The sequence below is a fragment of the Ruegeria sp. CDSA236 genome (assembly GCF_059611285.1).
The window spans coordinates 77,187-96,629 of sequence record NZ_JBXWPG010000006.1; the positions used below are offsets into that span (position 1 = coordinate 77,187).

The window sequence follows — 19,443 nt, forward strand, 5'->3', positions numbered from 1 at the left end:
TCCAAAGGGAATGTGATGACCGTTAAGTCCAACGCACCTCGCTCTTTTCAGGAGATCATCCTGCGCCTTCAGACCTATTGGGCGTCAAAAGGCTGCGCCATTCTGCAGCCCTATGACATGGAGGTCGGGGCAGGGACATTCCATCCAGCGACTACTTTGCGCGCTTTGGGGTCCAAGTCCTGGGCCGCAGCTTATGTGCAACCCTCGCGCCGCCCAACAGATGGGCGTTATGGCGAGAACCCCAATCGCTTGCAGCACTATTACCAGTATCAGGTGTTGATCAAGCCTAGCCCGCCGGACCTGCAGGCGTTGTATCTGGGCAGCCTTGAGGCAATCGGCATCGACATGGACCTGCATGACATCCGGTTTGTCGAGGATGACTGGGAAAGCCCAACGCTGGGCGCCTGGGGCCTGGGCTGGGAGGTCTGGTGCGACGGCATGGAAGTCAGCCAGTTCACCTATTTCCAACAGGTCGGAGGCCATGACTGCGCGCCGGTTTCAGGTGAATTGACCTATGGGTTGGAGCGGCTGGCGATGTATGTGCTGGGTGTTGATCACGTGATGGACATGCCCTTCAACGATCCGCAGTCACCCAGCCCGCTGACCTATGGTGACATATTCAAGCAGACCGAAGAAGAATATGCCCGCTGGAACTTTGACGTGGCCAACACCGAAGTCCTACTGCGCCATTTCGAAGAGGCCGAGTCCGAATGCGCCAATATTCTGGCGCAAGAGCATGACGATCCAAAAACCGGTAAGCGTATCGTAATGGCGCACCCGGCCTATGATCAGTGCATCAAGGCATCACATATCTTTAACCTGTTGGATGCGCGTGGCGTGATCTCGGTGACGGAACGGCAGGCCTATATTGGGCGCGTGCGGACCTTGGCAAAGCAATGCGCCGACGCCTTCGTTCAGACCGATGCCGCCGGGTACGAGGTCTGATGCGGCAGTTACGCCAAACCGGGAAGCAGAACTTTAAGTCCGTCCGCGATCATGCTGATTGCGATGGCAGACAGGATCATACCCATAAAGCGGCTCATGATCACCCGAGCGTTGTCCGAAAGCCGCTTGGACAGCGCCGCGGCGTTCCAGAATGTGACGAACAGCAAAAACAGCACTGCCAGAAAAACGCCCGCATAGAGTATGACGTCCATAGGTTTGGACATTTGATGTGCATAGAGGATCAACGTTGTGATTGTGCCAGGCCCAACGAGGATGGGAAAGGCCAACGGATAAAAGGCGACGGTGTCGGGCTCGGGATAAGATTTCTTTTCGCCTTCGGTTCCGTGATGCGCCGTGCTCTCGGTGCCGCTCAGCATGTTCAGGCCGATCATCAGGACAACAAGACCGCCCGCAACGCGCAGATCATTGACGCTGATGCCGAACAGTCCCAATGTCTTGCTGCCAATGGCTGCAAAAGCACCGCCCAGGATCAGACAGTAGGTGACGGTTTTCACCGCAACCTTGCGTTGATCTGCGGGGGTCAGACCATCAGTCACGCTCAGAAAAACGGGCAAGTTGGTGATCGGGTTCATGATCGCAAAAAGCGCGCCGAAAAAACCTGCGGCGAGAGTCGTGTCCATTTTCATTACCCTAATGTCAGCCTGTATCAGGTTGGAAACTGGCCCATTTTTGACCTCAATGAAAGAGGCCACGTGAATAGGATGCTCGAACGATGACCGGAAAACTACTTGCTATTCTCCTTCTTGGGTCGGCTGTTCTAGCTGGTGGGGCCATGTACTATCTCCAAGTTTACGGCTTTTATTATGAAGTGGTCTCAAAGCCGGGACAGGATGTCCGTTTGCTAGCAATCGGCGCAGATGAGCCCGAGACCATCGCCTATACGGACTTTCAGGCGATTGATGCGGACAGCTCTCCGATTCGATACCGCGCCTGCTTTGAAACTGACCTGACGCCAGCAGATCTGGCTGGTTATCAGACCGCCAATGACCCCGAACCGTTGACGGCGCCCGGATGGTTTGAGTGCTACGATGCCATCGAGATTGCCAACGCGTTGCAGACCGGTCAGGCGCAGGCCTTTATCGGGGCTAAGAATATACACTTTGGCGTGGACCGGATCGTCGCTGTAACCCAGGATGGAAAAGGCTATGTTTGGCACGCGCTGAACAACTGCGGGGAAAAGGCCTATGACGGCACGGTCGTCGGAGAGGAATGCCCGCAGCAACCGGAAACGGGGCAATGACTTATCTCATCCCGGATATGATCGCCGCCACGTTGGGTCTGGCTGTATATCTTTTGGGGGCGGAGTTGAACACGCAGGTGAAGCTGCTTCAGCGCTTCAACATACCCGAACCGGTCAGCGGCGGGTTGGTCGCAGCGCTGGTGATGTTGGGATTATACATGGCCACAGGCATCTCATTCGATTTTGAGATGGCCACGCGGGATTACATGCTGGTGCTGTTTTTTGCGGCAATCGGCCTGAATGCCCGGTTCCTGGATCTGCTTACCGGCGGCAAACCTCTGTTCTTGCTGTTGGTTCTGACACTGATCACCATTATCATGCAAAACGGCATTGGTGCCGTCGGGGCGGTTGCATTTGGCTTTCCTGCCCAATCCGGAGTGTTATTCGGATCAGCTGCCCTGATCGGAGGGCATGGAACCGCCATCGCATGGGCGCCGGACGTTGGTGCCGTAACTGGGTTGGAAGGCGCGACCGAGTTGGGGGTCGCAGTGGCGACATTGGGTCTGGTGTTGGCCGCGGTGGTTGGCGGTCCTGTGGCCAAGTATCTTGTCGAACGCTATAATCTGACCCCCGACCGCCCCAACGAAGAACTGACAGTTGGTGTCGCAACCGAAGAACAGCGTTATCCCGATATTACGCCGCTTGGACTGATGCGGGTCATGCTGTACCTCCATCTTGCCATTATCGTTGGCTACGGTGTGAATGTCCTGATCGCAGAGGCCGGCCTGAAACTTCCCCTGTTTGTACCTTGTCTGATCATTGCCATTTTGATCGGCAACCTGCGCAGCTGGTTGCGGCCAAATGCAGTTCCCGTCAGCCGCACATCCGCGCTTGGGCTGGTTTCAGAGCTTGCGTTGGGTACCTTTCTGGCCATGTCGCTGATGAGCCTGCAGTTGTGGACGATTGCGGAACTTGGTGTGACCATTTTGGTCGTACTGGCGGCACAAACCGCTTTTACGGTAATCTTCGTTATCTACGTGTTGTTTCCGGTGATGGGGTCAGGATATCGCGCTGCAGTTCTGGCCGCCGGGTTCGGTGGGTTTGCGCTGGGCGCAACTCCGACCGCCATTGCCAATATGACCGCTGTAACCAAGCGATATGGCCCTTCACCTATTGCCTTTATCGTACTGCCCCTTGTATCCGCCTTTTTTGTGGATATCGCTAATGCCATCGTCATCCAGACGATCGTCAATTTCTAAGGACCGACTATGCCCGACCTGCTGATCGAACTGTTTTCCGAGGAAATCCCTGCACGCATGCAAACCCGTGCCGGTGAAGACCTGAAAAAGCGGATCACCGATGGTCTGGTCGAGGCCGGTCTGACCTATGCCGGGGCCGCCTCTCTGACCACGCCCCGTCGTCTGACTTTGGCGGTCGAAGGCTTGCTGGCCGAAAGCCCGTCCATCCGCGAGGAACGCAAAGGCCCGAAAGTGGGCGCACCCGATAAGGCCATCGAAGGCTTCCTGCGCGGCGCCGGCCTGACCCGCGATCAGTTGGAAGAGCGTGAAACGCCCAAAGGTGCGGTCTATTTCGCGATGATCGAAAAGCCTGGTCGCCCGGCGGCTGATATCGTGGCCGACGTGCTTGAGGCGACCATTAGGAACTTCCCCTGGCCCAAGTCGATGCGCTGGGGCAGTGGACCGATGCGCTGGGTACGTCCGCTGCATTCGATCCTGTGCCTCCTCAGCGATGAGGCAGGCGCGCAGGTCGTGCCTCTTGAGGTCGAAGGGATCAAATCCGGCGACACGACCGAGGGCCACCGTTTTATGGCCCCGAACCGGTTTTCTGTCACGTCGTTCGAGGATTATGCCGCCAAGCTGAAACGCGCCTTTGTTGTGCTATCGCCTGAGGAACGCGCCGAACACATCTGGAACGACGCGCAGAACATGGCGTTTGCCGCCGGTCTGGAAGTGGTCGATGACAAGGGCCTGCTGGCCGAGGTCGCCGGGCTGGTCGAATGGCCCGTGGTGCTCATGGGGCAGATCGACGAGGAATTCCTGGAACTGCCGCCCGAGGTGCTGCAGACCTCGATGAAGGAACACCAGAAATTCTTTTCTGTGAAGAACCCCAAAACCGGCCGGATTGAACGCTTTATCACCGTCGCCAACCGCGAGACCGCCGATAATGGCGCGACCATTCTGGCGGGGAACCAGAAGGTGCTGTCGGCCCGTCTGGCGGATGCCAAGTTCTTTTGGGAGAATGACCTGCGCGTTGCCAAGTCGGATATGACCCAATGGACCCGCGCATTAGAGAACGTGACCTTCCACAACAAACTGGGCACACAGGCGGAACGGATCGACCGCATCGCAGCACTAGCCCGCGAACTGGCTCCAGTGGTCGGAGCAGATGCCGATCAGGCTGACATAGCCGCGCGTTTGGCTAAGGCCGATCTGAGTTCCGAGATGGTCTATGAATTTCCCGAACTTCAGGGGCTTATGGGGCGGTACTATATTGCGGAGGCGGGCAAAGACGCTGCCGTAGCCGCCGTGGCGCAAGAGCACTACTCGCCGCTGGGCCCGTCAGATTACGTTCCGACAGCGCCGCTGTCGGTGACCGTGGCGCTGGCCGACAAGTTGGACACGCTGACCGGATTCTGGGTGATTGATGAGAAGCCGACCGGGTCGAAGGACCCGTTTGCCCTGCGTCGCGCGGCGTTGGGTGTTATTCGGTTGGTATTAGAGAATGAGATTCGTCACAATTGGCTAGGTGCAATTCGAAAAGGGATCGCCTTGGGGCTTTCCAAGCGAGTAGTTAGCCATCAACCTTATTTGCTGTTAGTTATTCATCGCTATAGAGATAATTTTTCTGCTAGCTTTTTAGAGAAGCATGGCGATGCGTTGGATAAGAAACGATACAATGCTGTTCAGCTAAACCAAATTCTAAAGGACGCCGTTAGCGAAGGTTTAGTTGATTGGGTGTTGGATGACGAAGTGGCATCATTTTCAGATGACCTCCTCTCCTTCTTCCACGACCGCCTCAAGGTCTTCCTCCGCGACGAGGGCATCCGCCACGACATCATCGACGCCTGTATCGCTATGGACGGCAATGACGACCTCAACCTGCTGGTCAAACGCGCTCGCGCGCTGAACGCGGTGATTGCGACCGAGGATGGCGAAAACCTCGTGCAGGGGTTCAAGCGGGCCAATAACATCCTGACCCAGGCCGAGGAAAAGGACGGGGTGGAATACTCTTATGGCGCGGATGTAAAATTTGCCGAAACGGACAGCGAAAAGGCTCTGTTTGCCGCATTGGATCAGGCGCAGGTGCAGATCGATACAGCACTGGCGTCCGAGGATTTCCCGGCCGCGATGACAGCCATGGCCGCGCTGCGCGGGCCGGTGGATGCGTTCTTTGAGGATGTGCAGGTCAATACTGACAATGACATCCTGCGCCGCAACCGTCTGAACCTGCTCAGCCAGATCAGGAAGGTCTGTTCCAGCGTGGCCGATCTGGCCCGAATCGAAGGTTAACGCTCTTGCGCCACGGGCGCAGGCGCTTATGCTGCGGTGAAATCAAAAGGTGCCGCAGTGCAGAATAATCCGCATACCACTCTGATCACAGCCGAAGCGCCCGTAGCGGCGAATACTCATGGCGGGCGCGCGAAATGCCTGCAGCGCCTGGTTCGGCTGGATTTTCCCGTACCACGAACGGTTGCATTGTCCTTTGATGCAGTGCAGCGGATCGCCGACGGGCAGGTGCCCGACATTGCGGCCATTCTCGAACAGTTCGACGAGGCGGCGCTGCTATGTGTTCGTCCAAGTTCCGAGGACCCCGATTGGGGCGGGCCTGGGGCAATCCTCAACATCGGTATGAATGATGCGCGCTATGTGGATCTGTCAGACGAGATGGGGAACGAGGCCGCGGCTGCACTGTCGCTGCGCTTTGTTCAAAGCTATGCCATTCATGTGGCGCGTCTGGATGCGGATGTGTTTGACGACATCGAGGCCGATGGGCTGGAAGGTTTGCGCCAGTCGTTGCGGGCCTATGAGGATGAGACCGACGAGCCCTTCCCACAGGATCGTGGTGAGCAGCTGGTCGCGGTTCTGCGTTCGATGGCGCGGGCTTGGGATGGAACCTCAGCCCGGCTGTTACGCCAGGCAAAAGGTGCGCCAGCGGATGCAGGTCTGGGCCTGGTCATTCAGGAGATGGTCCCGGGTGTGGGGCAGGGTGAATGCGGGTCCGGCGTTCTGCAACTGATTGATCCGACAACAGGGCTGCAGCAGATAACCGGTCGTTACCTCAGCCAAAGCCAGGGGCGGGACGCGTTGGGCGAGGGGGTCGCGGCGCTGTATCTGGAAAAGGATCCGCGTGGTAAGTCGCTTGAGGAAGTTGCGCCCAAGGCATTCGCGGAACTCAAGGCACATGCTGCAATCATGCGCGAAAAGCTGCGTGAGGAAATGCAGGTCGAATTCGTCATCGAAAATGGGCACGTTCACATTCTGGACGGTGTGCGCGTGCAGCGCAGTGCCCGTGCCGCCATGCGGATTGCTGTTCGGTTGGCCGAGGATGGCATCATTCCTCAGCAAGAGGCGGTGATGCGGGTCGATCCGCATTCTCTGAACGAGTTGCTGCACCGGCAGGTTCACCCCGACGCGCGCCGCGATGTGCTGACCACAGGCATTGCAGCCAGTCCAGGGGCGGCAACCGGAAAGCTTGTGTTTACTGCGGCCGAGGCGCAGGCCAGTGCCGCGCGGGGCGAGCCCTGTATTCTGGTGCGCCGAGAGACGTCCCCGGAAGATGTCCGGGGAATGCACGCCGCAGTGGCTGTTCTGACCGAAAAGGGTGGGATGACCAGCCATGCGGCCGTGATCGGTCGCGGCTTGGGCCTGCCTTGCATCGTTGGCGCCTCTGAAATGCGGTTTCAGACCAAAGAGAAGATGTTGACAGCTCAGGATGGCCGCGTTTTCAAAACGGGCGACAAGCTGACGATAGACGGAACTTCGGGGCAGGTTCTGGCGGGGCAGCCCGCGATGCTTGAGGCGGCGCTAGACGATTGTTTTCAGACGCTTATGAGCTGGGCAGACGCCGAACGTGATATTGAGATCCGCGCCAATGCCGATACGCCTGCGGATGCGCAGACCGCTCGGAACTTTTCGGCACAAGGGATCGGCTTGTGCCGGACGGAACATATGTTCTTTGATCCCGGCCGCCTGATCGTGATGCGCGAAATGATCTTTGCCCAAACCTCTTCCGGTCGTGCGGCGGTTCTGGAACGTCTGCTTCCGATGCAACGCGCAGATTTCGTGCAACTTTTTCGAATTATGGAAGGTCAACCGGTCTGTATCCGCCTGTTCGATCCGCCGTTGCATGAGTTCCTGCCCACGACTCGCAGTGGCCAGCGTGAATTAGCAGAGGCACTTGATCTGCCGGTTTCAGATGTGGAACGCCGTGTCGCCGAGATGACCGAATACAATCCGATGTTGGGATTGCGCGGCGTCAGGCTGGGCATCACGGTGCCGGAAATCTATGATATGCAGGCCCGAGCAATCTTTGAGGCGACGCTTGAGGCCAGCAAAGAGGGCGCTCTGGTGGTCCCCGAGGTGATGATACCGCTGGTTTCGGCCAAGCGCGAGGTTGAGCTTGTCAAATCTCGGATAGACACGGTTGCGGCATCGGTAGCCGCTGAACGAGGGCAAGAGTTCGAATATCGGCTGGGGGTCATGGTGGAAACGCCGCGTGCCTGCCTGCGGGCGGACGAAATCGCTCCACAAACTGCGTTCCTTAGCTTCGGCACCAATGATTTGACCCAAATGACCTACGGATTGTCTCGTGATGACGCTGGTCGTTTCATGTCTGCTTATGTGCGTCAGGGTGTTTTTGCCGAGGACCCGTTCCACGTGCTAGATCCCGATGGTGTAGGGGAATTGCTGAAGCTGGGGTCTGAACGCGGACGCCGGGTTCAGCCGGACGTGACCCTGTCGGTCTGTGGCGAACATGGCGGAAACCCCGAATCAATCGCAATTTGTCGGGATTTGGGGTTCGACTATGTGTCATGTTCACCCTTCCGGGTACCTGTCGCTCGGCTGGCTGCCGCTCAACTGGCGATTTCGTCCAGACTTGGGGGTTGACAGTAACTGCCGACCCAAGGATTAGTGGGAAAAGAAGGTAGCCGTCGTCAACTTATTTTGACGTTACGGCGATTTTCCACTTGCATCTTCTTCTGATCTGGACGTTTCCGATTCAATTCGGTATGAGCCTCATCGCGCCCGCCGGGGGAGGGTATGGCGCAGAATGTGCCTGTGCGAGGTTATCTGATGCTAAGATATATTCTGGCTGTTGCCGTTATGGCGACAACCATGCTGCCTAGTGTGTCCTTCGCTGAGAGGGAAGCAACCGATACTGCGAAACGTGAGCTGGTCGCCCGTAGCGAACTGCCCGGTCAGAATTTTCGCGATTATCTGAATTTGTTCAAGCCCCGACAGGAGCCTGAGCCGAAAGAAGTGTCCTACTCCAAGAGCTGGTTGGACGAGCAACCCACCGCCACCGGAGGCGAACAGTTCAAGTGCCTGGCCGAGGCGTTGTACTTTGAAGCGCGCGGCGAAGGCGTGCGCGGTCAGTTTGCTGTGGCGGAGGTAATCCTCAACCGTGTTGCCAGCAGCCGCTTTCCCGACACGCTGTGTGGTGTGATCAATCAGGGCACAGGTAAGAAATACCAGTGCCAGTTCACCTATACCTGTGACGGTCAAGAGGAAGTGATCCGTGAAAAGAAGGCCTATGAGCGTGTAGCGAAAGTCGCGCGTACAGCCATCGACGGGGCTGCCAAAAAGCTCACCGAAGGGGCTACGCATTATCACACGACCGCAGTGCGCCCGTCTTGGGCCAAGGTCTACAAGGAAACCGCGCGTATCGGTGTCCATATTTTCTACCGTCACAACTATCAGACGGCGAGTAACTGATTGACGCACCCGCGCTGGAACCCTACTGGCGCGGGACGAAAATCGGTTTAGATTGCGGGTCCAGGAGGCCCGTATTGGTGTTATCACGCAGACAGATTTTGCAATCCGGTACAGCAATGTTGCTGTTGCCCAAGGCAGTGCATGCCGCAATAGATGATTTGGTTGCCCAGATCGTCTCCCGACAGCTGGCCCCTGACGGGTACCCCGAGACCTCGGTTTGGTCCCTTGGTGGAAATGTGCCCGGTTCAGAAATTCGCCTGCGCAAAGGGCAAAGCGTCCGGCGCAGATTGGTAAACGATTTACCCCAACCCGCTACGATCCACTGGCATGGCATTCGGATTGTCAATGCAATGGACGGAGTCCCGGGTCTGACGCAGGACGCTGTTCAGCCTGGCCACAGTTTTACCTATGACTTTGTGGTCCCGGATGCGGGAACATATTGGTATCATGCCCATAACCGATCCATGGAGCAGGTTGCGCGTGGCCTCTACGGCCCATTGATTGTCGAAGAAGATAATCTGCCTGATGTGGATCAGGATTTGACCCTTGTCCTGGACGACTGGAGGTTGACCCCGGAAACCGGGCAGATCGTAGAAGATTTTGATAACCAGCACGACCTCAGCCACGCCGGGCGTTTGGGTAATCTCGTCACAGTTAATGGCCAGTTTGATCCAGAATATGCAGTGGCGCGCGGCGCGCGCCTGAGGCTGCGGCTGATCAATGCGGCAAATGCCAGGATATTCGATCTGGGGCTTGATGGTCTGACAGGTTGGATCGTCGCTTTGGATGGAATGCCTCTGGTTGACCCTTTGCCGTTTTCTGGGAACGTCCCGCTTGCACCTGCTCAGCGGATGGATCTGATCGTGGATGTGCAAAGTGATGAGGGTCAGATTGCCGGGCTTGTTAGTCAAGAACGCGGTGAAAGCTTCGGTCTGGTTCGGCTTGCGGTGGCCGGACAGGCGGCGGCAAACAGGACTGGAATCCGCCCTTTGCCAGCAAATGAGATGCCTAAGGTTCGGCTGGACGACGCACTGATCCATCGCATGACGCTGCAAGGCGGGGCCATGCGCTGGCTGGATTCCGCCAATATGGGCGAGACCGAACTATCAGGCCGTGAATTGGCCCAACTCGGGAGGTTTTGGGCATTGAATGGCTATTCTGATCGACCGGATGAGCCGTTTCTGGATGCGCGATTAGGAAGTGCTCATCAGATTGAGTTTGTCAATGAAACAGCGTTTCCCCACGCTATGCACCTGCATGGGCACCATTTCCGCATCATCCTGGATGGCGGCACGCTGGGCCCCTGGCGCGACACGATACTGATAGGGCGGGGTCAGACCCGTAAAATCGCGCTGATTGCTGACAATCCAGGCGACTGGTTGTTACACTGCCACATGCTGGGTCATTCAGCATCAGGAATGATGAGCTGGTTTCGCGTCAGCTGACGCCGCATTCGAAGACTGGAATGGCGCTTGTTGCAGTGTTATAGGGCCTGCAATGTGTAAATAGGTCCGAAAAGTCCACCAAGCCCAAAGGGTCAACCGCATGAGTTCTGAAATCCGTCTTGCCTTTGCGCACCCGTCCGAGCGGTCCGAGGCGACTGCCACGCGGGGACCTCTGGATCGCATCTCTCTGCGTGACCATATTGTCGAGGTCGAGATCGGCGCCTTTCAGGCCGAGCGTGGAACGACGCAACGCATCTGCTTCAATATCGTTGTCGAGGTGCGCCCGCTGACCGATCCTATTGACGATGATGTTGATCGCATCCTGTCCTATGATCGTGTGACCGAGGCCATCGCCTTTGAGCTGTCGGCCGAGCGGTTGAACCTGCTGGAAACTCTGGCGGACCGGATTGCCGAGAGAATTCTGCTTGAACCTCAGGCTGTAAGAGCCTTTGTCAGAATAGAAAAGCTGGATCGTGGCCCCGGCGCTTTGGGCGTTGAGATCGTGCGCGGTAAAGATGCAACTCACCACGAGCTGGTCGAGGAAGAGCGTCCGCACCCGCGTTTGGCCTTCCTGTCAAACGAAGCAATCGCGTCGGACAATCTGACCGGCTGGATTGACCAGTTGGAAAACCGGAAACGCCCCCTGATCCTCTGCGTCGGGGCGGCGGATATGGCCGTTTCGCAAACCGGTCACGCGATGACTCAGCGCCGGATCGACCTGCTGGCCATTGAACAGAACGCCTGGGTACTGGCCGCGCGCGACCTGCGCTGCGTTGTCGTTTCCACCCGGACCGAGTTGGATTGGGCCATGAAGAACGGGCAGATTTGCGTCTGGGCGCCGTCCAAGATCGTGCTTGATGCAGTGGACGGCCCGTCGGCTGCGCCCTCGGATGCGGTCGCTCTGGCGGCGTGGTTTGCCGCGACATTCGAAGCGAGCGAGCTGATGGTATTCGGAGGCGCCTTGCCGGACTCACCCCAGACTCCGCTGCGCGCTGTGCCGGTGGATCAGGCGACCCTGTGACCACTTACTATCGCCCTTTGGTTCAACATGGTGAGGCGCGCCCCGAGGGGGCGGTCGCCTTGGCCGGTCAGACGCTGTGGTTCACCCATGTCGAACGCCTCAGCCGGACCGCAGCCGCGCGCATCCTCCCGGCTGCGCAGGTTCCCGGCGATGTGCTGGATCGGCTGACACGTCCACGGGCCGCTATTTCTGGCGTTGCGATGGATCGGCCCCAGATCATGGGCATCCTCAATGCCACGCCGGACAGTTTCTCGGATGGCGGGGTGCATAACTCGGTCGAGGCGGCACAGGCTGCGGCTCGGGACATGGTCTTGCAGGACGCCAGCATTCTCGATATCGGAGGCGAGTCGACACGCCCGGGTGCAACCTTTGTCCCTGAAGATGAGGAAATCGCCCGGACCGAACCGCTGATCAGGGCGATCAGGTCGGCCACCGATGCGTTGATTTCCATAGATACCCGCAAAGCCGCCGTTGCCAAAGCCGCTTGGAAAGCCGGGGCAGGGCTGATCAACGACGTCTCGGGCTTTACCTTCGATCCGGACCTTGCGCCGTTCTGTGCCCAGGTCGGAGCCTCTGTCTGCGTGATGCACATGCAGGGCGATCCCGGTTCGATGCAGGATGACCCGACTTACGACAATGTTTTGCTGGATGTTTATGACTTCCTACATGGGCAGGTTGGTTTTCTTGAAGACCTCGGCATGAGCCGGGACCAGATCGTTATCGACCCGGGCATAGGATTTGGCAAAACCGAAAAGCACAATCTTATCCTTCTGCAGAATCTCAGCCTGTTTCACGGTTTGGGGTGTCCGATCCTGCTGGGCGTGTCCCGAAAGGGGTTTATTGGTCAGATAGGCAAAGAACCGGGCAAAGATGCCCGTGCGCCGGGATCCATCGCCGTGGGGCTGGCCGGATTGGCACAGGGTGTGCAGATCCTTCGTGTTCATGACGTCGCTGAAACCGCTCAGGCCTTGCGTCTATGGGCCGCCGTCCGGTAATCCGGTCGCAACAAGCAAGAATTTACGGAGAGATACCAATGCGCAAGCTGTTCGGAACCGATGGGGTGCGTGGCACCGCCAATACGCATCCGATCACGGCTGAGATGGCCCTGCGCATGGGGGCCGCGGTTGGGCGGTACTTCCGACGTGACCAATCCGGCGTGCACCGTGTTGTTATTGGCAAGGATACGCGCCTGTCTGGGTATATGCTGGAAAACGCGCTGACGGCGGGGCTGACCTCGACCGGGATGAATGTTTTGCTGCTGGGACCAGTTCCAACGCCGGCTGTCGGCCTGATGACGCGGTCAATGCGCGCCGATCTGGGCGTGATGATCTCGGCCAGTCACAACCCCGCCGAAGACAACGGGATCAAGTTTTTCGGGCCTGATGGCTTCAAGCTGTCGGATCAGGCGGAAATTGAAATCGAACGGCTGATCGAAGAAGGGGTTAAGCCTGCGCAGGCGCAAAATATCGGTCGGGCCCGCCGGGTAGACGATGCGCGGTTTCGCTATGGCGAGCGGGTGAAATCTTCGCTATCCCGCGATCTTAGACTGGACGGTCTCAAAGTGGTGGTGGATTGCGCCAATGGCGCCGCGCACCGCACTGCGCCCGAAGTTTTGTGGGAACTTGGGGCCGAGGTCATTCCTGTAGGCACATCTCCTAACGGTAAGAATATCAACCTGAATTGCGGTTCGACCAAACCTCAGCTTGCAGCTGAAACAGTGGTGGCGCACGGGGCCGATGTCGGGATCTGCCTGGATGGTGATGCCGATCGGGTTGTGATCGTGGATGAGCACGGACACGTGGCCGACGGCGATCAGTTGATGGCGTTGTTAGCGACCTCTTGGGCCAAGGCAGACCGCTTGCGCGGCGGCGCTTTGGTCGCGACAGTCATGTCCAACCTTGGTCTCGAACGCCATCTCGGTTCGCAGGGGCTCAGGCTTGAAAGAACGGCCGTAGGCGACCGCTATGTAGTCGAGCGGATGCGTGAAGGAGATTTCAACCTGGGTGGTGAACAATCTGGCCACATCGTCATGAGCGATTATGCCACCACAGGCGATGGCCTCATGGCGGGCCTGCATTTCCTGGCTGAAATGGTACATTCCGGGCGCAACGCATCCGAACTGTCGGTTCAGTTCGAAACAGTACCGCAACTGTTGAAGAACGTGCGCTATGGCGAGGGGCAGGCCCCGCTGGAAACAACTGGTGTGAAAGCCGCAATCTCGGATGCCGAAGAGCGTCTGAAAGGAAAAGGCCGATTACTGATCCGTAAATCCGGCACTGAACCTCTGATCCGCGTCATGGCGGAGTGTGAAGATGATCAGCTGTTGGCCCAAGTCGTTGACAGTATCGTTGCTGAGGTCGCGGCGGTTGCAGGTTAGCGACCGGCAAGCATTCTGCGCAGGCTGAACCACTGGCTGATCGCTAGCCCGGTCAGGATCATCGCCAGAGCAACGTAAAACCGTATCGGCAATGCCTCGGACAGAATCCACGCGCCAAATACCATCGACCATATCGGAACCTGGTAGTTGACCAGCGTCAGAAAAACAGACCCGGCGCTGCGAATAATCGAGACGCGCAACAACGTGGCAAAGGCGGTCGGAACAAGGCCCAATGCGATTATGGCGAGGCTAGGCCGTGCGCCATGCCAATTTGGCACCCCTTCGGTTACCAGCATGATGGGCAACAAGATCGCCGCGCCGACCAGCAAAGTGAGCGCAGCCAGAACAACCGGATCGACCGGGGGGCATCTGCGCGTGAATATAGAAGCGCAGGAATAGCACAGTGCAGCACCAATACAGGCCAGCTGTGCCAGTGGTTCCGCACCTTGACCAAGCTGTGCAAGGCCAGGGCCAATCAGCACCAGCGCGCCTGCAAATCCAAGTGATACGCCAACAAAACGCCGCGCGTTGAGGGGCTCATCCGAAAAGAAATGTGCCAGTGGCAACACCATCAACGGGATGGCCGCCATCGAAAGGCCCGCAAAGGCGGACGGAACATATTGCTGGCCCCAGCTGAGAAGCAAAAAAGGTAGGGCCGTCGACAGAATGCCGATCACGATGATTGAGGGCCAAAGGCCCCGCGTGGATGTTGGCAATTTGCGACCCGTCGCCCCCATCAGCAGTATAAGGGTCAGCGCGCCCAGAGTCGTGCGCGCTGTTGCTACTGTGACGGGCCCGTACCCTTCGAGTGCGATGGCTACGACCATAAATGTGCCGCCCCAGATGAAGCCAAGTACAGCGACCATAAGCCAGTTTTTGTTGGTGATTTCAGAGGGTTCGCTCATGGTATTGCCTGCTTCGTCACAATTAGCTGCGAGTGTGGTATTGTAGGGGTATTGGAAAAAGAATTTGGAGACAAATTATGGACTACAAAGAAGTGAATGCTGTTTGCCAGCCCGGAGACGATGTGGCTTCACGAGATTGGTATGCTTGGAACAACAAGATGCCTCCGGGGCCCGCTAGGTTGATTGTGACGGGCATTGTCACGGTTGGTAATCCAGGGGTCGAGCCCATGTTGGTTATCGCCAATCCGCAGGGGATCAATCCCAGCCATTTGCTGCTCAACATCTTCCTCTGTCAGAAGCCCGGGAAATGGCCCTCGGTGGTTGTCGACAAGCCGGTGCGGTTCGAGCAGCATTCGAACCCGATGTATACCCATGTGGATATTGTTGGCGGGCCGTCGATAGAAATTTTTGACGCCCATTAAATGAATGACGCCGCCCCGGGGGGCGGCGTCACGATAGGATCAGTTCTTTTCCTGATCGACCAGTTTACCGGCCGAAATCCAGGGCATCATGTCCCGCAGCTTTTTGCCGACCACTTCGATCTGGTGCTCGTCATTGGAACGGCGCGAGGCTTTGATGGTGGGTTGACCCACAGCATTTTCCAGCATGAAGTCGCGTACGAACTTGCCGCTCTGGATGTCCGACAGGGTCTCTTTCATTGCCTTCTTGGTCTGCTCATAAGGCAGAATGCGCGGACCAGTGACGTACTGACCGTATTCAGCAGTGTTCGAGATCGAGTAATCCATGTTGGCGATTCCGCCTTCATAGATGAGGTCCACGATCAGCTTGGTTTCGTGCAGACACTCGAAATAGGCCATTTCGGGTGCATAACCAGCCTCGACCAGAGTTTCAAAGCCGCAGCGGATCAGCTCGACGATACCACCACACAGAACCGCCTGTTCACCGAATAGGTCGGTTTCGCATTCTTCGCGGAAGTTGGTCTCGATGATGCCCGAACGGCCGCCACCGATGGCCGAGCAATAGGACAGACCTATTTCCAGCGCTTTGCCGGTTGCGTCAGTGTCAACAGCCACAAGGCAGGGAACGCCGCCACCTTTGGTATATTCACCACGGACGGTGTGGCCGGGGCCTTTGGGGGCCATCATGATGACGTCTACGCCTGCTTTCGGTTCGATCAGGCCAAAGTGAACATTCAGGCCGTGGGCGAACGCAATCGCAGCACCCGGCTTGATGTTGTCATGCACGTATTTCTTGTAAGTTTCGGCCTGCAATTCATCGGGCATGGTGAACATGATGACATCACACCAGGCTGCCGCTTCTGCAATGCCCATGACCGCCAGGCCTTCGGCTTCGGCTTTCCTAGCCGAAGGCGAGCCTTCGCGCAGGGCAACGACCAGATTCTTCGCGCCCGAGTCGCGCAGGTTCAGCGCGTGTGCATGACCCTGGCTGCCATAACCCAGGATGGCCACCTTTTTGTCTTTGATCAGGTTGATGTCGCAATCGCGATCGTAATAGACGCGCATGATGCTGGTCCTTTCTGTTTCGATTGCTGTGGGTTTTAAGGCGATTTTCCAAGGATAGCGATACTGTTACCCTTGAATTATCAAGGATAACTCGAGTATCTATTCTTGAAGTATAGCAATAAAGAAAAAATCATGCTTGATGATGTTGACCGCAGGCTTCTGCGTCATTTCCAGGCCGACCCGACGCTGACAACCGCTGAGCTGGCCGAGCTTTGTCGCATCAGCACAAGTGTCTGCTGGCGGCGTATCGAAAAAATGCAAGAGGCCGGGATTATTCAAGCCCAAGAGGCGATCATTGACTGGGCCGCATTGGGATATGCAGTCGAGGTTTCATTGCGGGTGACGCTGGATAAGACCCAACCGCGTGCATTCGACGAGTTCATGGGTGTCGCGCGTGAGGTTCCCGAGGTGATCGAGATTCAGACCTTTTTGGGCCGTGTGGATGTGCGCTTATCTGTGCTTGCCAAGGATATGGCACATTACCAGCAGCTGTATCGTGACCGTATCCTGACTTTACCGCATATCGCAGATATCGAGGCATTGATGCATATCGCGCGGGTCAAAAGCGACGAGGTGCTGCCGCTATGACCGAATTGGATGAGCTCGACCGCAAAATTCTGCGCGCTCTGATCCAGGATGCAACGCAAAGCGCGGGTGCCTTGGGGCGTAAATTCGGCCTGTCTCAGCCCGCGATGTGGCGCCGTATCCGGAGGCTTGAAACGACGGGGATCATAAAGGGGCGCCACCTGCGTTTGAATGCAGAAGCGTTGGGGTTTGGGGTGACAGTTTTTCTGGGGGTCAAGTTAGCGCGGAAAGGTCAGGTCAGCCTTGAAGATTTCGAACGCGCCGTCAGTGCGATCCCCGAGGTTCAAACCGTTGAACATGTGTTGGGCCTCTATGATTACCGTTTGCGCGTCGTGGCACGGGATCTCTCGGACTTTGAACGTGTTCTGCGCCGCCGGATAATGACTTTGCCCGGGGCCGGAGATGTCGAAGCCAATGTATTACTGAGCGAAGAGAGGCTACCCGGACCTATCGGCTAGGCCCGTTTCAGTACCTGGTACGGATGTAATATCCGGGATGATGTGTCATGCGCGCAAAGGTAATTGGCTGCCCGTCTTTCCATGTCGTGCGCTCTAATTGGATCATGGACGTACCCGAGGTTGTCCCCATGAATTCAGCCAGGCGTCCATCTGCCGAAATCGCGCAAAAGGCGACTTCAGCATCGGTGAAGGGGGCGGCGTGCAACAGCCACTCATGCGGGCCTTTGGTGTCGAGGTCAGCATGTTCCACTTCTGGAACTGCGTCGATATTGATCCAGCGCTCTTCCAGTTGAAACGGCCGGTTGTCTGCATAGTGCATGCAGACAATGTGCAAAACACGCGCTTCTTGCGAGACGCTTAACTGAGAGGCAAGCCATCCGGGGCTGGAGACGATATTACGCTCGACCAGCGCATAACGATAGGTGGAGTTCTGCCCCTCGACATCCAGTCGGGTCAGGGAAAACTCCAGTTTTGCGTGTTTGCTGGGTTCTTTTTTGACCCGCGTTCCGCTTTTACGTTTTCTTTCAACGAAGCCCTGATCTGCCAGTTCCCGCAAAGCACGATTTACCGTGGCACGGGCACAATTAAATTCTTCTGCCAACTGGGTTTCTGTCGGCAGCACCGACCCCTGTGGCCAAACTCTGGTTTCTATTCGTCGTTTTACTTCGTCACGTACAAACTGAAAACTGATCCGCTTATGCGCAGTCACGAGTGAAAATACCTTTCTTCTCCAAAGTGTATGTATCTGGTCAGAAACACGTAGGGGTGTAAAGGGTTGCTGACACTGTTTGGCGTCATTAGTTGTCGATAAGGCCTTTGAGGCGTTAAAATTTTCTTAGGAAACCGGGTTCCGTTGGGTCAATTTTCAGTAGTAACTGAGAGGCAGTGAGCGAAGTTGCGAACACCCGCTCGTTTCGTGGAATTTGAAAGGAATACCAATGCCCCCGCTTTTGGACAATATTGACCCCAATGGGTTAGAGGAGTTTTCGGTCGTCTTCACCGATCGCTCGCTTAATCACATGTCGGTTCAGTTTCAGCATGTGATGCGCGACATCTCTGAGATGCTGAAAGGCGTTTACAACGCTGACGGTGTGGTCGTTATCCCGGGCGGTGGTACCTACGCTATGGAAGCAGTCGCGCGCCAGTTTGCCCGCAATGCCAACGTTCTGGTGGTCAGGAATGGCTGGTTTTCCTATCGGTGGAGCCAGATCATCGAGTCCGGTGGGTTGACGGCGTCGGCAACAGTTCTGAAGGCGCGCCAGACCGGCAACTCTGCAACGTCCCCATTTGCGCCTGCTCCGATCGAGGAAGTCATCGAAACGATCCGCGATGGGCGCCCGGATGTGGTCTTTGCGCCGCATGTCGAAACGGCGGCCGGGGTCATTCTGCCCGACGACTATATTTCGGCGATGGCAGCCGCAGCCCACGAGGTTGGGGCGCTGATGGTTCTGGATTGCATCGCTTCGGGCTGCGCATGGGTGGACATGAAGGCGACGGGTGTGGATGTCCTGATCTCGGCCCCTCAGAAAGGGTGGAGCGCATCGCCTTGTGCGGGTCTTGTCATGCTGTCCGAACAGGCTGAGGCAAGGCTGGAGGAGACGACTTCGGACAGTTTTGCCGTCGACCTGAAGAAATGGCGTCAGATCATGCAAGCCTATGAAAATGGCGGTCACGCCTATCACGCCACGATGCCAACAGATGCGCTGAAAGCCTTCCGCGACACGATGGCTGAGACTCGAGACTATGGCTTTGACAAACTGCGTGACGCCCAGCGGGCATTGGGGGACGGTGTACGGGCAATGCTGAAGGAGAAGGGCATTGTTTCTGTCGCTGCCGATGGGTTTGGTGCGCCGGGTGTGGTGGTCAGCTATACCTCGGATCCCAATATCCAGAACGGCAGCAAATTCGCCGCCTTGGGCATGCAGATCGCTGCTGGTGTACCCTTGCAATGTGATGAGCCAGACGGGTTCAGCACCTTCCGTCTGGGCCTGTTCGGTCTGGACAAGCTGTACGATGTTGACGGCACAATCGCGCGTCTAAAGCGCGTGCTGGACCAGGTTTTGTGA

18 protein-coding genes are annotated in these 19,443 nt (G+C 57.1%); 14 read left to right on the top strand and 4 right to left on the bottom strand.

Translation table 11 applies throughout. The features are described 5' to 3' along the window. The first annotated feature begins 15 nt into the window (after positions 1-15). Positions 16-945, top strand: coding sequence for a glycine--tRNA ligase subunit alpha (locus AC2FLB_RS11470; protein ID WP_496690759.1), 930 nt, complete (start codon positions 16-18; stop codon positions 943-945). Between the two features lie 8 nt (positions 946-953). On the opposite strand, the gene AC2FLB_RS11475 is transcribed toward AC2FLB_RS11470, so the two are convergent. Continuing rightward, positions 954-1,586: a MarC family protein gene (locus tag AC2FLB_RS11475; protein WP_496690758.1), complete on the bottom strand. Its 633-nt coding sequence runs from the start codon at positions 1,584-1,586 to the stop codon at positions 954-956. A 92-nt stretch (positions 1,587-1,678) separates the two neighbouring features. Between AC2FLB_RS11475 and AC2FLB_RS11480 the strand changes: the two genes are divergently transcribed. The 9 genes from AC2FLB_RS11480 (at position 1,679) to glmM (ending at position 13,945) form a co-directional block, all read left to right on the top strand. Continuing rightward, complete coding sequence (locus tag AC2FLB_RS11480) at positions 1,679-2,206, top strand: DUF6446 family protein (protein WP_496690757.1); 528 nt, start codon at positions 1,679-1,681, stop codon at positions 2,204-2,206. Continuing rightward, positions 2,203-3,405: a sodium/glutamate symporter gene (gltS, locus tag AC2FLB_RS11485; RefSeq protein ID WP_496687541.1), complete on the top strand. Its 1,203-nt coding sequence runs from the start codon at positions 2,203-2,205 to the stop codon at positions 3,403-3,405. Before AC2FLB_RS11480 ends, gltS begins: the two co-directional genes overlap by 4 nt. Positions 3,406-3,414: 9 nt before the next feature. Beyond that, complete coding sequence (gene glyS, locus AC2FLB_RS11490; protein WP_496709290.1) at positions 3,415-5,676, top strand: glycine--tRNA ligase subunit beta; 2,262 nt, start codon at positions 3,415-3,417, stop codon at positions 5,674-5,676. 36 nt (positions 5,677-5,712) lie between these two features. Then, positions 5,713-8,274, top strand: coding sequence for a putative PEP-binding protein (locus AC2FLB_RS11495; RefSeq protein WP_282021365.1), 2,562 nt, complete (start codon positions 5,713-5,715; stop codon positions 8,272-8,274). A 153-nt stretch (positions 8,275-8,427) separates the two neighbouring features. Next, positions 8,428-9,102, top strand: coding sequence for a cell wall hydrolase (locus tag AC2FLB_RS11500; RefSeq protein ID WP_271946407.1), 675 nt, complete (start codon positions 8,428-8,430; stop codon positions 9,100-9,102). Positions 9,103-9,218: 116 nt separating this feature from the next. Continuing rightward, on the top strand, positions 9,219-10,547 hold the full coding sequence (locus AC2FLB_RS11505; protein ID WP_496709291.1) for a multicopper oxidase family protein: 1,329 nt from the start codon (positions 9,219-9,221) through the stop codon (positions 10,545-10,547). 100 nt (positions 10,548-10,647) lie between these two features. Next, positions 10,648-11,568 carry a dihydroneopterin aldolase gene (locus AC2FLB_RS11510; RefSeq protein ID WP_281972293.1) on the top strand — a complete coding sequence of 307 codons (921 nt, stop codon included), beginning with the start codon at positions 10,648-10,650 and terminating at the stop codon, positions 11,566-11,568. Further along, on the top strand, positions 11,565-12,563 hold the full coding sequence (gene folP, locus AC2FLB_RS11515) for a dihydropteroate synthase (protein ID WP_496709292.1): 999 nt from the start codon (positions 11,565-11,567) through the stop codon (positions 12,561-12,563). The genes AC2FLB_RS11510 and folP overlap by 4 nt, the downstream gene beginning before the upstream one ends. Before the next feature lie 38 nt (positions 12,564-12,601). Then, complete coding sequence (gene glmM / locus AC2FLB_RS11520; RefSeq protein WP_496690751.1) at positions 12,602-13,945, top strand: phosphoglucosamine mutase; 1,344 nt, start codon at positions 12,602-12,604, stop codon at positions 13,943-13,945. Here glmM and AC2FLB_RS11525 read toward each other — a convergent pair. Beyond that, a complete protein-coding gene (locus AC2FLB_RS11525; RefSeq protein ID WP_496709293.1) occupies positions 13,942-14,850 on the bottom strand; it encodes a DMT family transporter in 909 nt (302 codons plus the stop codon). The two genes, glmM and AC2FLB_RS11525, sit on opposite strands and share 4 nt — an antisense overlap. 77 nt (positions 14,851-14,927) lie before the next feature. Here AC2FLB_RS11525 and AC2FLB_RS11530 point away from each other — a divergent pair, with 77 nt between their 5' ends. Beyond that, entirely contained in the window at positions 14,928-15,272 is a 345-nt protein-coding gene (locus tag AC2FLB_RS11530; RefSeq protein WP_142634506.1) for a hypothetical protein, read from the top strand. A 39-nt stretch (positions 15,273-15,311) separates the two neighbouring features. On the opposite strand, the gene ilvC is transcribed toward AC2FLB_RS11530, so the two are convergent. Further along, positions 15,312-16,334 carry a ketol-acid reductoisomerase gene (ilvC, locus tag AC2FLB_RS11535; protein ID WP_142634504.1) on the bottom strand — a complete coding sequence of 341 codons (1,023 nt, stop codon included), beginning with the start codon at positions 16,332-16,334 and terminating at the stop codon, positions 15,312-15,314. Between the two features lie 132 nt (positions 16,335-16,466). Here ilvC and AC2FLB_RS11540 point away from each other — a divergent pair, with 132 nt between their 5' ends. Together AC2FLB_RS11540 and AC2FLB_RS11545 are read left to right on the top strand one after the other, a co-directional pair. Then, positions 16,467-16,922, top strand: a complete 456-nt coding sequence (locus AC2FLB_RS11540) for an Lrp/AsnC family transcriptional regulator (RefSeq protein WP_271946422.1) — start codon at positions 16,467-16,469, stop codon at positions 16,920-16,922. Next, entirely contained in the window at positions 16,919-17,377 is a 459-nt protein-coding gene (locus tag AC2FLB_RS11545) for an Lrp/AsnC family transcriptional regulator (RefSeq protein ID WP_496700067.1), read from the top strand. Before AC2FLB_RS11540 ends, AC2FLB_RS11545 begins: the two co-directional genes overlap by 4 nt. 7 nt (positions 17,378-17,384) lie before the next feature. On the opposite strand, the gene hutC is transcribed toward AC2FLB_RS11545, so the two are convergent. Next, positions 17,385-18,086, bottom strand: a complete 702-nt coding sequence (gene hutC / locus AC2FLB_RS11550; RefSeq protein WP_142634498.1) for a histidine utilization transcriptional repressor HutC — start codon at positions 18,084-18,086, stop codon at positions 17,385-17,387. A 229-nt stretch (positions 18,087-18,315) separates the two neighbouring features. Between hutC and AC2FLB_RS11555 the strand changes: the two genes are divergently transcribed. Continuing rightward, positions 18,316-19,443: an aminotransferase class V-fold PLP-dependent enzyme gene (locus AC2FLB_RS11555; RefSeq protein ID WP_496709294.1), complete on the top strand. Its 1,128-nt coding sequence runs from the start codon at positions 18,316-18,318 to the stop codon at positions 19,441-19,443.

Excerpts from the sequence above, each read along its gene's own strand:
- AC2FLB_RS11540 (WP_271946422.1), top strand. The coding sequence starts at position 16,467 with ATGCTTGATGATGTTGACCGCAGGCTTCTGCGTCATTTCCAGGCCGAC.
- AC2FLB_RS11545 (WP_496700067.1), top strand. The coding sequence starts at position 16,919 with ATGACCGAATTGGATGAGCTCGACCGCAAAATTCTGCGCGCTCTGATC.
- glmM (WP_496690751.1), top strand. The coding sequence starts at position 12,602 with ATGCGCAAGCTGTTCGGAACCGATGGGGTGCGTGGCACCGCCAATACG.
- AC2FLB_RS11500 (WP_271946407.1), top strand. The coding sequence starts at position 8,428 with ATGGCGCAGAATGTGCCTGTGCGAGGTTATCTGATGCTAAGATATATT.
- glyS (WP_496709290.1), top strand. The coding sequence starts at position 3,415 with ATGCCCGACCTGCTGATCGAACTGTTTTCCGAGGAAATCCCTGCACGC.
- AC2FLB_RS11475 (WP_496690758.1), bottom strand. The coding sequence starts at position 1,586 with ATGGACACGACTCTCGCCGCAGGTTTTTTCGGCGCGCTTTTTGCGATC.
- AC2FLB_RS11480 (WP_496690757.1), top strand. The coding sequence starts at position 1,679 with ATGACCGGAAAACTACTTGCTATTCTCCTTCTTGGGTCGGCTGTTCTA.
- AC2FLB_RS11510 (WP_281972293.1), top strand. The coding sequence starts at position 10,648 with ATGAGTTCTGAAATCCGTCTTGCCTTTGCGCACCCGTCCGAGCGGTCC.
- AC2FLB_RS11555 (WP_496709294.1), top strand. The coding sequence starts at position 18,316 with ATGCCCCCGCTTTTGGACAATATTGACCCCAATGGGTTAGAGGAGTTT.
- AC2FLB_RS11505 (WP_496709291.1), top strand. The coding sequence starts at position 9,219 with ATGTTGCTGTTGCCCAAGGCAGTGCATGCCGCAATAGATGATTTGGTT.
- AC2FLB_RS11530 (WP_142634506.1), top strand. The coding sequence starts at position 14,928 with ATGGACTACAAAGAAGTGAATGCTGTTTGCCAGCCCGGAGACGATGTG.
- AC2FLB_RS11525 (WP_496709293.1), bottom strand. The coding sequence starts at position 14,850 with ATGAGCGAACCCTCTGAAATCACCAACAAAAACTGGCTTATGGTCGCT.
- gltS (WP_496687541.1), top strand. The coding sequence starts at position 2,203 with ATGACTTATCTCATCCCGGATATGATCGCCGCCACGTTGGGTCTGGCT.
- ilvC (WP_142634504.1), bottom strand. The coding sequence starts at position 16,334 with ATGCGCGTCTATTACGATCGCGATTGCGACATCAACCTGATCAAAGAC.
- AC2FLB_RS11470 (WP_496690759.1), top strand. The coding sequence starts at position 16 with ATGACCGTTAAGTCCAACGCACCTCGCTCTTTTCAGGAGATCATCCTG.